The following is a 13,419-nucleotide window of genomic DNA, read 5'->3' as shown; positions in this document are numbered from 1 at the left end:
AAGCGCCATTCCCCCATCTGCCTGGCAAATCGAGTGATCAAGGGCGGGTCACTTGGTCCAGCGGATGATTTCGCCGGCGACCAGGTCGGGGCGTTCGAGGTGGGGGAAGTGGCCGGTGTCCTCCAGGAGGCGCCATTCGTAGTCGGCGAGGACGTAGCGGCCGGAGCCCTGGGCGGTGGCGGGCAGGGTGATCGGGTCGAGGGCGCCCTGGAGCTGCAGGGTGGGCGAGATGATCGGCTGGCGGACGGCGCGCAGGAAGCGGTAGCCGTGCAGGCGCAGCGTGGACCGGAACGCCCAGCGGTACGCCTCCATCGCACAGAACGCGGCCTGCGGGATGCGCATCGCCTCGCGGCAGCGGCGCTCGTACTCGGCGTAGTCGGCGGTCTGCCGGAACGCCGGCGCCGTCCAGGCGCGCATCAGCCCGCCGGCCAGGGCGGCGTCGTCGCGGGTCAGCACGTGCTCGTAGCGGGGCAGCTGGAAGCGCAGCAGGTCGCGACCGGCCCGGCGCTGCGCGGCGTTGGCGACCAGCGCCGAGCGCAGCCGGAGTGGGTGCGCCGCGCCGAGCACCACCAGCCGGTTCACCAGCCGCGGGTGCAGCGCCGCCGCGGACCAGCCGATCAGGCCGCCGGCCCCCGCGCCGACGACGGTGGCGTTGCGCTCGCCGAGCGCGCGGATCAGGCCGACCACGTCGGCGGCGAGGGTGAAGCCGTCGTACCCCCGCGGTGGCTTGTCGCTCGCGCCGTAACCGCGCAGGTCCACCGCCACCGCCCGCAGGCCCGCGTCCGCGAGCAGGGGCAGCTGCCGGTGCCAGGCCCACCAGAACTCGGGGAAGCCGTGCAGGAGCACCACCAGCGGCCCGGTGCCCTGCTCCACGACGTGGAACCGGCTGCCGTTGGCGTTGACGAACCGGTGCGTCCACGGACCCTCGTCCAGGACACATGACTCGTCCACGGACACGTTCCCCGCGCGCTCACTCATGCCGGCTCCTCGCTGAGCTCGTCGACGACATGCGTCTGCCGCGCCGCTCGCTCCGCTCATTCATGAGTGCAGGCTAGCCTGTGCGCACCCGGACCTGTCTGCGCAGCAGGGCCGCGGCCAGCAGCGATGCGATCAAGGAACCGAGCAGCACCGCGCCCTTGACCCTGGCCTGCTGCTCTCCGTAGTCGAAGGCCAGCTCCGCGATGAGCAGGCTGACCGTGAAGCCGCAGCCGGTGACCACCGCGACGGCCGTCAGATCGCGCCAGTCGAGCGCCTCCGGCAGCTCGGCGAGCTTCGAGCGCACCGCCACGGCCGCACCGGCCAGCACGCCCACCGTCTTGCCGACGACGAGGCCGATCAGCACGCCGAGCGAGGCGCGGTCGGTGAAGATCGCGCCGAGCGCGCCCGCGCTGATGGCGATGCCCGCGGAGAAGAAGGCGAACAGCGGCACGCATATCCCGGCGGAGATCGGCTGAAGCCGGTGTTCGAGCGCCTGGGCGGGCGATTCGTGCTCGCCTGGATCGGGCTTGACCCGGGTGAGCAGGCCGATGGCGACGCCCGCGATGGTGGCGTGCACCCCCGAGGCGTGCACCAGGGCCCAGGCGGCCAGCGCCAGTGGCAGGTAGAGCCACCAGCCCCGGAACCGGAACTGCTGGAGCAGGGCGTACACCACCAGCACCGCGGCCGCGCCGAGCAGCGGCAGGAAGGCCACGTGCGCGGTGAAGACCAGGGCGATCAGCAGGATGGCCCCGAGATCGTCGACGATCGCCAGGGACAGCAGGAAGACCCGCAGGCTGGGCGGCAGGTCCCGGGCGCAGATGGCGAGCACGGCCAGCGCGAAGGCGATGTCGGTGGCGACCGGCACCGCCCAGGCGTCGGCCCCGCCGGGCGCGCCGAACGCGATGAGGAAGCAGAGCAGCGCGGGCACGACCATGCCGCCGATCGCGCCGGCGATGGGCAGCGCGGCCTGCCGGGGGCTGCGCAGCTCGCCGACGACGAGTTCGCGTTTGAGTTCCAGCCCGGCGACCACGAAGAAGACGGTGAGCAGGCCGTCCTGGGCCCACTGCGCGACCGACAGGTCGAGGTGCAGCGACTGGGGCCCGAAGGTGTACGCGCTGAGCCGCTGGTAGGCGTCTGCCAGCGGCGAGTTCGCGATGATCAGGGCCAGCGCGGTGGCCCCGAGCAGCACCAGGCCGCCGATCTGCTCGGTGCGCAGGAAACGCACCACCTCGGCGGCGGCGCTGCGGGCGGCCTGGGCACGACGGCGCTGCATCCGCTTCACGCGCGGGCTGGACTTCGGCCGCGTCCGGCTGTCTCCCATGATCCGGATACTACGGTTCCGGCCAGGCACGCACCGGAAGGTTGGCCGCGAAGGAGCCGCCGCCCACCGGGGCTGGCAGCTTTCACGCTGGCGCGCCGGGCGGCGGGTGCGGCAGAGTGGCCGGGCATGAACACCCCCTTGACCGTGGTCGACGTGAGCGGCGCCCCCGAGGAGATGGGCACGGCATACGGCCGGGCCGCCGCCGATCTGATCAACCTGAACGTGTCGGCCTACCTCGACCGGTTCTCCCGCGCCGCCGGGCTGGACCTGGCAGCGGTGTCCGCGCAGGGCGCGGCGTTCCGCGCGACGACGCTGGGCAATTTCCCCCGCCTCGCGGCGATGCTCGACGGGGTCGCCCGGGGCGCGGCCGTCGCCGCCGAGTTGATCTACGCGATCAACGCCCGCTCCGAACTGCTCTACGGCGCGCCGACCTGTGGCTCACCCGGAGCGTCCGGGACCGCGGACGGTGACCGGGGGGAGTGCACCAGCCTGGGCGTGCTCGGGCCGCGCAGTGAGGGCGGGCGCACACTGCTCGCGCAGAACTGGGACTGGCACCCCGGACACCGGGACTTCAACCTCCTGCTGATCACCCGGGACGAGCGCGGCCACGAGGTGATCACCCTGACCGAGGCGGGCATGCTGGCCAAGACGGGGCTCAACTCGGCCGGGGTCGGGGTCTGCGTCAACCTGCTCGGCTGCGACCGCGACGGTCGGCCCGGCGGGGTGCCGTACCACGTGCTGCTGCGGTCGGTGCTGGAGGCGGACTCCCTGTCGTGGGCGATCCGCAACGCGATGCGGGCACCGCGTTCGGCCTCCATCAACCTGCTGATCGGCCAGGCGTACCCGGGCGGCGGCGAGCTGATCGACCTGGAGCTGGCGCCCGGCGACGCGGGCTGGCTGCACCCGGTGGACGGGGTGCTGGTGCACGCCAACCACTTCGAGACCGGCCTGCGGGTGTACGACACGATCAAGGACTGGGGTGGTTCGTCGCTGTTCCGCTCGGCGCGGGCCCGCCGATTGCTGGAAGCGGTGCCGAACCCGCTGACTCCGGCCGATCTGCGGGCGGTGCTGCAGGACCATCACAGCCATCCGGTGGCCATCTGTCGCCATGCCGACGACCGGGATGCCGAAGACGATCGCTCGGAGACGATCTGGACCGTTTTCATGGATTTGGATGACCGGTTCATCCGTCTTGTTCCCGGACCGCCCTGTACGGGCGGAGAGGGCATCACTTACTCCCTCTGATGTGGACGGCAGGATTTCCCGGCGGCGCAGGGTGATGACATCGACTTGCGTTTATGCAAGGCTGCTTTCACATATCGACGAACCCGGGCCCGCGGGCTCACCCCTGCCCCGCGCTGCCTGGATTCGTCTCCGCCAAAGGGAGGGAGGACCCTTTGCGAATCCACAGAATCGGCAGCGCGGTCGGGATCGCGGCGGCGCTGGTGGCCGGCAGCCTCGCGGGAGCACCCGCGAACGGCGCACCGCAGCCGGCTGCCCACGTCGCGGAACCGGCCGGTGTCAGCCGGGCCGACAACCTGCCCAACCCGCTGAACAAGCAGCGGCAGGACACCCTGAAGCAGGCCATCGCCGACGTGGTGTCGGGCAAGGCCAAGCCGGTCCAACGCAACGGCTCCGAGGTCGTGCAGGTCGGCAAGGGCAAGTGGGCCGAGCTGAAGAAGAAGGCCGACAAGGTCGATCCGATCCTCACCATCCTGGTGGAGTTCGGCGACCAGGTCGGGCCCGACGGCACGGCCGGCACGCCCGGCCCGCTGCGCAACCTGATCCCGCAGCCCGACCGGGCCAACGACAACTCCACGTACTGGGCGCCGGACTTCAACCGGGCCCACTTCGAGAAGATGATCAATGGTCCGGGTGAGTCGATGGCCGACTTCTACTACAAGCAGTCCGGCGGCAAGTACTCGGTCAAGGGTGACGTCACCGACTGGGTGAAGGTGCCCTACAACGAGGCGCGGTACGGCTACAACTGGGACGACGTGCCGAACCCCAACGGCTACGACGACACCGACACGGCCTGGCCGTTCATCGAGGACACCCTCACCGCCTGGTACGACTCGCAGCGTGCGGCCGGCAAGTCGAGCGCCGACATCGCCGCCTACCTGTCCAAGTTCGACGTCTGGGACCGGTACGACCACGACGAGGACGGCAACTTCAACGAGCCGGACGGCTACATCGACCACTTCCAGGCGATCCACGCCGGGGAGGGCGAGGAGGCCGGGGGCGGCGCGCAGGGGCCCGACGCCATCTGGTCGCACCGCTGGTACGTGAATCAGACCGAGGAGGGCACCACCGGCCCGGCGAACAACAAGCTGGGCGGCGCCCCGATCGGCGACACGGGCTTCTGGGTCGGCGACTACACCACGGAGCCGGAGAACGGCGGCCTCGGCGTCTTCGTCCACGAGTACGGCCACGACCTGGGCCTGCCGGACCTGTACGACACGAACGGCGGCGACAACGGCACCGGCTTCTGGACCGTCATGTCGGGCGGCTCCTGGCTCAACAAGGGCCTGGACAGCATCGGCACCTCGCCGGGCTACATGGGCCCGTGGGAGAAGCTGTTCCTCGGCTGGCTGGACTACAAGGTCGTCGAGGACGGCAAGACCAAGCTCGTCTCGCTCGGTTCCGCGGCCACCCCTGAGGGCCTGCCGCAGGCGGTCCTCGTGCCGCTGCCCGACCAGACGGCGACCACGCAGTGGAACACCCCGTTCGGCGGCAGCTGGGAGTGGTGGACCGGCAGTGGTGACGACCTGCGCAACACCCTGCGCCGCAAGCTCGACCTGACCGGGGCCACCACGGCCACGCTGACGGCGAAGGCGGAGTACGACATCGAGCAGGGTTACGACTGGCTCTACGGCGAGATCAGCGCCGACAACGGCGCGAGCTGGCAGAAGATCAAGTCGCCCGGCCTCGGCGGCACCAGCGCGTGGACCGACCTGAGCTACGACCTCACTCCGTGGCTCGGCAAGGTGGTCGACTTCCGGTTCCGCTACCAGACCGACGGCGGCGTGGCCGGCGAGGGCGCCTTCCTGGACGACATCAAGCTGGTCACCGACGGCCCGAACGGGTTCGTCGACGATGTCGAGGCCGGCGAGGGCGCGTGGACGGCGAAGGGCTTCCTGCGCATCGACGGCAGCCACACCGCCGTCTACCCGCGCTACTACCTGGCCGAATACCGTACGTACACCGGTTACGACAAGAACCTCAAGACCGGTCCCTACAACTTCGGCTTCGGCACCGCGAGGCCAGAGTGGGTGGAGCGCTTCCCGTTCCAGGACGGCCTGCTGGTCTGGTACGTGAACTACCGCTACGGCAACAACAACACCTCGGGCACGGACCGCGCGGGCACCGGCCTGGTGCTCCCGGTCGACGCCCGTCCCACGCCGGTCTCGTGGCCGGGAGTGACCTGCGGCGGCGGCGGCAACCCGGACGGCCTGTGCAAGCTGACCAACCGACGGCAGCCGTGGGACGCCGCGTTCGGCCTGCAGAAGACCGACGCGGTGACGTTCCACCGCAACGGCGTGCCGGTGACGGTGCCGGCGAGCAACGGCATCCCGACGTTCGACGACTCCGACCCGAACCGTTACTGGTCGGCGTCGAACCCGTGGGGCTCGGTCAAGGTGGCCGGCAACGGCGTCAAGATCTCGGTCTGGCTGGAGCTCACCGGTCCCGCACCGGTGATGCTGCTCCAGGTCAAGAACTGACCCATCGCGTATCGCCGAAGGGGCCCACCCGTTGGGGTGGGCCCCTTTTCTGTGCGCGTGTCGTTACCGATTGTTTATCGAACGGGGCAGATGCCCCGCCGCCGGACTCCTATCGTATGGAAATAGTTGAATTCCGCGCCCGATCCGGGCGTGGACACGGGGAGGAAACACGTGAAACGACTGCGAAGTCGTGGGCTGCTCGCTGCCCTCACACTGGTTGTCGGGGCGGTAGGCGCCGTCGTCATCCCGGCCCAGGCCGCACACGCCGATGCACCCGCCGACCACACCGTCTACTGGAACCAGGTGCTGCTGCGTACCTACCGCACGGTCGGCGGCGCGCCCGGCCCGCTGGCCCGCGCGGGAGCGATGATGCACGCGGCCATGTGGGACGCCGCCAACTCGGCGAGCTGCCGCCTGGGGCTGACCGCCAACCCGGTGCAGGACACCTGCCTGGGCAAGAAGTACCTCGTCAACGTCACCACGGTGAAGTACGCCGGGGCGAGCGCGCCGGTCGAGAGCACCGCGATCGACTACGCGGCGGTGACCGTGCTGCGGAACCTGTACCCGGCGCTGAACTTCGACGCCGACCTGGCGACCGCGCAGCAGGGCGTCGGCACCCACAACAACCAGAAGGAGGCCGTGTACATCGGCCAGCAGGCCGCGTTGGCGATGAAGACGGCGCGGACCTCCGACGGCTCCACCGACACCACTCCGTACGCCGAGGGCACGGTGCCCGGCGCGTGGCGCAACACCGGTTCCGGCTCGGCCGCGACGCCGAACTGGGGCGCGGTCACGCCGTTCAGCATGACGTCCGGGTCGCAGTTCCGGCCGCAGCCGCCGCTCGGTTACCCGAGCTACTCGACGCTGCTGGCCAGCGCCGGATACGCGGCGCAGGTCAACGAGGTCAAGAGCTTCGGTTCGGCGACGTCCACGACCCGCACCGCGGACCAGACGCAGCTGGCGTGGTTCTGGGCCAACGACCTCGACGGCACCTACAAGCCGCCGGGCCAGCTGTTCGCGCACACCGCGATCCTCGCGCAGCTCCGCGGGTTGGGCCCGAGCCAGACGGTACGGCTGTTCGCGCTGGTCGCGATCGCGATGGCCGACGCGGGTGTGGCGTCCTGGGACGCGAAGTACCGCACGGCGATCGACCTGTGGCGGCCGGAGTCGGCGGTGCGCCTGGCCGACACCGACGGCAACGCCGCGACCGTGGCGGACACGGCGTGGCAGCCGCTGTCGGCGACCGCGAGCGGGGTGCACTTCAGCCCGCCGTTCCCGGCGTACATCTCCGGCCACGCGACGTTCGCCGGGGCCTGGGCGGGTGTCATGCAGGCCTACCTCGGCACCGACGCGGTCACCTGGACGGCCACCACGGAGGATCCGCACGCGCTGGGCGTGGTCCGCACCTTCACCAGCATCTCGGCGGCCGCCACGGAGAACGCGCTCAGCCGGATCTACCTGGGCGTGCACTACCGGTTCGACGCCGACTTCGGGCTGGCGACCGGGGACAGCGTCGCGGACCACGTGTTCGCGCACGAGCTCACCCAGTGGCAGGAGCACGGCCTGTACTCCGACATCTCCGCCTGCCACGGCGCCGGCGGCGCGCTGGTGTCGGCGGGCACGTACGAGGAGTACAAGTGCGTGGAGAACGTCAATGAGACGGCGGTGCTGTACGTGCGCTGACGGTTGACGAAGAAGGGGGCCACCGGCGCGATGCCGGTGGCCCCCTTGTTGTTCAGTGTTGCGCGATCAGCCGTTCGCCGCCGTGACCTGCACGTAGACGTAGGCGTTGTCGTGCGTCGCCCACAGCAGCGTCAGCTTGACGCCGTTGGCGACTCCCGCGTCACCGGGGTTGCCGGTGCCCAGGACGGTGAACCCGAGGTCGGCGCCGTAGGCGTCGGTCGCGGGCGTGCCGTCCGGGTTGACGACCCGGGTGGTGTACGGGACGTTGCCCGCCGACGGGATGACGACCGAGGCGTTGGGGTCCCGGCGGTACAGGGAGCCGTCGCGCAGCTCGAGGCCGGGCACCCAGCCGTTGGCGTCGGTGAAGGACGCCACGCCCTTCTGCGCCTTGACCTTGGTGCAGTACTCGCTGTACTGCACCTCGCCCTCGATGCACTCCTTGAAGGCGTACGTCGGGTGCAGCGTGAACGCGAGGTTCGAGGACTGCGCGCGGCTCGGCAGGTTCTTCAGGGTGGACGGGTCCTTCTCGGCCGCGATGCCGGTGCGGCGCAGCGGGTCGTAGTGCGAGTCGACCAGCAGCAGACCGCCCTTGGCGCCGAAGCTCGGCAGGGCCGTTTCGTTCGCCCGGACGTGGTTGGTGCTGCCGTACGTGGTGTCCCGGTACCACAGCAGCATGCCCGGCGCGTTGTACTTGATCTTCTCCACCTTCCACGCGTCACGCGAGTAGGTGGTGTCGTAGGCGTACTGCAGGCCCTTGTCGAACCCGTCGAAGTTGCGCCACTCGGCCAGGTAGTAGTGCGCCTTCACCGAGGTGCCGGTGTCGGTCCGCCAGCCGGGGCCGGTGGTGTCGACCCAGGAGCTGACGGTCGAGGTCCAGCCGTTGTCGCCGCTCTCGACGTCGTCGCTCCAGGTGGTGGCGCCGCCGCCGGTGACCGAGAGGTCGTCGACGAACCAGCCGCGCTCCTGGAAGGCGGCGTCGGTGGCCAGGCGCAGGCGCACCTGCACCGTGGTGCCGGCGTACCCGCTGAGGTCGACGTAGTCGTGACGCCATCCGTGGCTGTCGCCGGTCAGACCGTACTTCAGCTTGAACGTGTCGTTCATGTTGCTGTTGGGGTCGGTGTAGTCGTCGTTGGTGGACACCAGCGCGCCCGACTCGTCGTAGATCTTGAGGTTGCTCCAGGTGTTGCCACCGTCGGTCGAAACCTCGACGAAGCCGTAGTCCCAGTCCGCCTCGATGACGTAGTTGTTCCACATCCAGAACTTGGCGTCGGCCGCGTTCGGCACGGCGATCTCGCGCGTCAGCTTGAGGTCGGCCCAGTCCTGGTCGGCACCCGTGTAGCGCATGTTCGCGCCGCTGTGCGGGGCAGCCAGCGTGATCGTCTTCGGCGGCAGGTCGATCTTGATACCGTCCTGGGTGCCGACCGGCGTGCGCGAGGTCTGTCCCAGCTTCACGTTCTGCGTGCCCGCCCCGGGGCTGATGATCTGCGGGTCGGCCCAGCCGAGCACCCACTTGTCCCAGATGCCCATGTGCGTCGGCATCGACTGGAAGATCGGACCGGCGTGCGAACCCGAGGACATGAGGTCCCAGAAGTCGATGCCGGACTCGCCGTTGCCGGAGGTGTCGTACAGGTCAGGCAGACCGAGGTCGTGGCCGTACTCGTGGGCGAACACGCCCACGCCCGAGTCCTCGGGCTGCACGATGTAGTTGGAGATCTTCTTGTCGGTGCCCGGGATGGTGAAGCCGGTCGGGATCGCCGAGGAGTGCGCCCAGATGGCGTACGGGCCCTGTGCGCCGCCGCCGCCGGACTTGTCCTCACCCGCGTGCACGAGCACCACGTGGTCGATCACGCCGTCCGGCTCGTAGTAGTTGCCGTCGCCGTCGCGGTCGCCCTGGTCCTCGATGTCGTAGTCGGCCCAGGGGAAGTTCGGCTGAGCCGCGGCGAGCGCGGTCACCGCGTCCGCGGCCATCTGCCCCGGACCCAGCGGGTTGTCCGGGTGGCCCTGCATGCCCTGGATCGCACCGGCGTCGTACACGCCGTCTGCGTTCAGGGAGCAGGTGTTCGCGCCGTACCAACCCTCGGAGTGGGGCAGGGTGATCCACGGGGTCGCCTCACCGGTGACGGTGTAGGCGCCCTTCGACATCTCCAGGTACATGTTGCGCATGGTCAGGCCGGTCATGTCGATGCCCGGCTTGCCGTCCGGCCCCTTGAGGTCGGTGCGCACCCGCTTGGTGATGCCCTTTTCGGTGTAGAGCATCTTGTTGTAGTGGTCCTGGTTGAAGTCCGCGACCCACATGGAGTTGTTGTCCTTGTGGGACTGCGTCGCGGGGTTCGGGATGCCGTTGTGCAGCGGGCCGTTCTGGATGTTGCCCTTCACACAGGTGCGGTCCCCCGTGACGGACGTCGGCACCCACACGTTGGTGAAGTCGTCGTTCGCGTTGGGGTTGTACTCCACCAGCATGGTCAGCAGCTTGGCGACCTGGGTGGTCGGCGCCTGCTTGATCTTGCGAGGGCTCTTGCGCTCCTTGATGGACTTCGCTTCGAGCTTGGCGAGCTGGCGCGCGGTGAGCGGGTTGCCCGCCGCGTGCTTCTTGTCGAAGGCGCGGGTCTTGTCGGCCTTCGCGCCGTAGACGCCACCCGCACCCTTGACTTCCTTGCCCGTGGTGTCCGGCTGGACGGCGGGCTCGGCGTAGTTGATGTAGTACTCGCTCGGGCTGATCACGGCGATCGGACCCGCGGCGGCGCCGGCCGCCGTGGGTGCGGTCAGCCCGACAGCTGCCAGTGCCAGCGCCGGAACGGCAGCGAGTAGCCGCCGTCTCCGTTGCGCATGGATGGCGTGCTTCATGGTCACTCCATTCCTCGGGGTGTCCGCCATGGCAGGGGGCGCCCTGGCGGTTACAGGTGGAGACGAGAGGCGCGGAAGCCTGCCCTCCCACGCCGATGCGGCTTCACATGGCGAATGTGGATCCCGGCTCACGTGAAGCAAGCACTTCACAATCGCAAATGAATGCGCAGCGACGCATGGTCCGGACATCGGATCACTTTGCGACGAACGGCTGATGTTTGCTGTCCCATTTCGACATCTAGGCATCGTCCGAACGGCTGATGCACATGTAGGGTGCTGTGCGCCGGACGTCATCACCCGGCCGACAGCCGGCAGTTGAACTGGGCGTATCACTGGCCGTACTCGTGGGCGAACGCTCCCGGCCCGAGTGCTCGGGCTGCGCGATGTGGTTCAGGACTTCGGAGCGGTGTTCGGGCAGATCCCTCGCCGTATCCGGTGCGGTGCGGCGGGCTTCGACAGCGAAAGGGGCGACCCGCGAGAGCGGGCCACCCCTTTCGGCCGGTCAGCGTCCTTCTGCCATCAGCCGCACTTCATGCAGCCCGGCGGAACGGGACCGTTGACTTCCTCCTTCAGGTCGGTGACGGCCGGCAGGTCGACCCGTGGCGAGTCGGTCGGCAGCGGGCCGCCGATCACCGGCAACAGGCCGGCCTCGGCCGGGACCCAGTCCACGGAGACGCAGGCCATGCGGGTGGTCTCGTTCGCGATCACGCAGACGGCCTGGACATCGGGGTAGATCCGGATGAAGTTCGCGTAGTCCATCGTCAGCGAGTTGCTGTAGGCGTAGGGGAACGCCTCACCGCTGGCGTAGCCGCTGCGGTATGCCGCGAGCGCGTAGGCGTAAGGCGTGCCGGCCGGCCGGCAGGTGGTGATCGCACCGTGGAGTTCGACCCAGTAGACGTCCAGGCCCTCGGTGGTCGTGTGAGCCCTCGCGTCGGTGATGGAGGCGGTGCTGGCGGCACCCTCGGCGCAGTCCAGCCACTTGTAGTAGGTGACCTTGTACGGCGGCGGGCCGCTGCCGGCGGCGGCGGGCGTCGTCCCGGCGACGGCCGTGGCCAGCGCGACCAGGGTCAGGACGATCGTGCGGAGGCTTCTTCTCACTGGTGTTACTCCCCGTTGGTCTGTTGCGCTTCCGTCTCCTCGGTCGGCGCCTGCGACGCTGCTTCGGCACCGAGCCGCAGGCCCAGCTGGAATCGGTTCGTCACCGCGTATCTGTCCATGAGGCCGGACAGGGTGTAGGCGATGGTGCGGACGCTGATGTCGAGGTTCGAGGCGATCGCCACGTCGGTGTAACCCATCGCGAGCATCACCACGACGGTGTTCTCGCGGGGCGTGAGGCCCGCGGGTGGTGTCCAGAAGCGTGCCGGTTCCGTGGCGCGGGCCCACTGCTGGAAGAAGAGGGAGACGAGGTCGGCGACGACGTCCGGTGCGGTGATCTCCCACATGCCACGAGCCCTGTTCCCGGGATCGATCCGGACGAAGGCGGTGGTGCGGTCGACGATCAGCAGCTTGCCCGGCACCTCCGACAGTTCCCGGTACTCCAGGCCGTAGCCCCGCATCTCCTCGTCGTGCCAGTCCGATTCGTCCTCGGCCGAGGCGGGCACACCGAGACAGCGCATGACGACGCCGCGCGCCATCGACTGGCGCTCCAGCGGCGCCGCCGCCTTGACCTGGGCGGTGCTGAAGGCCGGCTCCGGATTGATGGCCAGGTTCTCGTGGCGCTCCGTCGAGGAGATCTCCGCGAGCCGTTCCAAGGTCCGCTCCAGGCCTTCCAGCGGGCGGGCGCCCCCGGCCAGGATGCGTGCCGGATCGGGCACGAGGCTCGGGTACGACGCCCGGACCAGGCGATGGTGCAGCCGTTCCCGGGCCAGCGCGGCTCGGTGGTGCCGGTCGCGAAGCAGTGACAGGACCTGCGCGGGAGCGCGGCCGGACCAAAGGCGGTCGTCGCCGGCCCGCCCGGCCGACAGCAGGCCGTCCGGCACGGCCGCGTCCAGCGCGACCAATTCGTCGAGAGCCGCGCGCACCTGCCGCGGCCGCATCTCCAGGGAGCGGCTGATGCTGTCCACCGACCAGGGGCCGAAGGCGATGAGGGTGCGATACACGAGATCCGCGTGTGGCGAGACGCCCCACTTCATCAGTGAGGGCACAACGTGCGTATCGAGCATGTCGGCCTCCCCGCGAGCCTCCTGCCGGCGCGGTCCATTTCCGACCGTCCCTGAGCAAGGTAGACAGTCGGCTCAACCGCGACCAGGGCCGACCAGCCGATTGCAGATTCATGCAACGGCGACTAGTGATCTTGGGGATCGTGTCGTCCGGCCCTAAGTTCAGTGGCACGACCTCCGCCCACGGCGGAGACGGGTTACCACGAGGCCCGGCACGTCGGCGGTGGGGGCACCGCGCGACGGGTCGGTCTCCGCGGCGCGGGCACGTGCGTGCGCATCGGGCGGTTCACCGCCCGGCGGGTACGGGGGACCACGTACCGGCGACGGCGAAAGGGGTGGCCATCGGCCTGCTACCGATGGCCGCCCCTTCGACCACCGCGGTGGGAGTCCGACGGCGGCAGCCCGGTCCGCTCATCCCTCCTCCGGCTCCGGCTCGCCGGGGTCGTCGCCCTGCTGCGCCGATTCCGCGCCGAGCCGCAGGCCCAGCTGGAACCGGTTCGTCACGCCGTACCTGTCCATGAGTGCGGAAAGGGTGTAGGCGATGGTGCGCACGCTGATGTCGAGTTTCGCCGCGATCACGGCGTCGGTGTGGCCCTCGGCCAGCAGCGCCACGATGCTGCGCTCGCGCGGGGTGAGGTGCATGGGTGGCGTCCAATCGCGGCCCGATGGGTGGAGGTGCGTCCGCCGGCGCGGTTGGCTCCCGGCCGGACAT

9 protein-coding genes are annotated in these 13,419 nt (G+C 69.8%); 3 read left to right on the top strand and 6 right to left on the bottom strand.

The window, feature by feature from the left end:
• Positions 1 to 48 precede the first annotated feature (48 nt).
• Both AB0B35_RS11610 and nhaA read right to left on the bottom strand, forming a co-directional pair.
• Positions 49 to 978 carry an alpha/beta hydrolase gene (locus AB0B35_RS11610; protein WP_361043736.1) on the bottom strand — a complete coding sequence of 310 codons (930 nt, stop codon included), beginning with the start codon at positions 976 to 978 and terminating at the stop codon, positions 49 to 51.
• Between the two features lie 73 nt (positions 979 to 1,051).
• Positions 1,052 to 2,299, bottom strand: coding sequence for a Na+/H+ antiporter NhaA (gene nhaA, locus AB0B35_RS11605; RefSeq protein ID WP_361043733.1), 1,248 nt, complete (start codon positions 2,297 to 2,299; stop codon positions 1,052 to 1,054).
• Between the two features lie 126 nt (positions 2,300 to 2,425).
• On the opposite strand from nhaA, the gene AB0B35_RS11600 reads away from it, so the two are divergent.
• The 3 genes from AB0B35_RS11600 to AB0B35_RS11590 all read left to right on the top strand — a co-directional run bounded on the left by AB0B35_RS11600 (position 2,426) and on the right by AB0B35_RS11590 (position 7,704).
• On the top strand, positions 2,426 to 3,544 hold the full coding sequence (locus AB0B35_RS11600; protein WP_361043730.1) for a C45 family peptidase: 1,119 nt from the start codon (positions 2,426 to 2,428) through the stop codon (positions 3,542 to 3,544).
• A gap of 152 nt (positions 3,545 to 3,696) precedes the next feature.
• On the top strand, positions 3,697 to 6,021 hold the full coding sequence (locus AB0B35_RS11595) for an immune inhibitor A domain-containing protein (RefSeq protein ID WP_361043727.1): 2,325 nt from the start codon (positions 3,697 to 3,699) through the stop codon (positions 6,019 to 6,021).
• A 171-nt stretch (positions 6,022 to 6,192) separates the two neighbouring features.
• Positions 6,193 to 7,704 carry a vanadium-dependent haloperoxidase gene (locus AB0B35_RS11590; protein ID WP_361043724.1) on the top strand — a complete coding sequence of 504 codons (1,512 nt, stop codon included), beginning with the start codon at positions 6,193 to 6,195 and terminating at the stop codon, positions 7,702 to 7,704.
• Between the two features lie 66 nt (positions 7,705 to 7,770).
• On the opposite strand, the gene AB0B35_RS11585 is transcribed toward AB0B35_RS11590, so the two are convergent.
• The 4 genes from AB0B35_RS11585 to AB0B35_RS11570 form a co-directional block, all read right to left on the bottom strand.
• Positions 7,771 to 10,548 carry an immune inhibitor A domain-containing protein gene (locus tag AB0B35_RS11585; protein ID WP_361043722.1) on the bottom strand — a complete coding sequence of 926 codons (2,778 nt, stop codon included), beginning with the start codon at positions 10,546 to 10,548 and terminating at the stop codon, positions 7,771 to 7,773.
• A 519-nt stretch (positions 10,549 to 11,067) separates the two neighbouring features.
• Complete coding sequence (locus AB0B35_RS11580; RefSeq protein WP_361043719.1) at positions 11,068 to 11,646, bottom strand: hypothetical protein; 579 nt, start codon at positions 11,644 to 11,646, stop codon at positions 11,068 to 11,070.
• A 5-nt stretch (positions 11,647 to 11,651) separates the two neighbouring features.
• Positions 11,652 to 12,710, bottom strand: a complete 1,059-nt coding sequence (locus tag AB0B35_RS11575; protein ID WP_361043717.1) for a helix-turn-helix transcriptional regulator — start codon at positions 12,708 to 12,710, stop codon at positions 11,652 to 11,654.
• Between the two features lie 408 nt (positions 12,711 to 13,118).
• On the bottom strand, positions 13,119 to 13,349 hold the full coding sequence (locus tag AB0B35_RS11570) for a helix-turn-helix transcriptional regulator (RefSeq protein ID WP_361043715.1): 231 nt from the start codon (positions 13,347 to 13,349) through the stop codon (positions 13,119 to 13,121).
• Between the last annotated feature and the right edge of the window lie 70 nt (positions 13,350 to 13,419).

The organism is Catellatospora sp. NPDC049133, from assembly GCF_040648455.1.
Classification (GTDB): Bacteria; Actinomycetota; Actinomycetes; order Mycobacteriales; family Micromonosporaceae; genus Catellatospora; species Catellatospora aurea.
The sequence above is the reverse complement of the archived record's forward strand: the minus strand, read 5'-3'. Positions and strand labels throughout refer to the sequence as shown.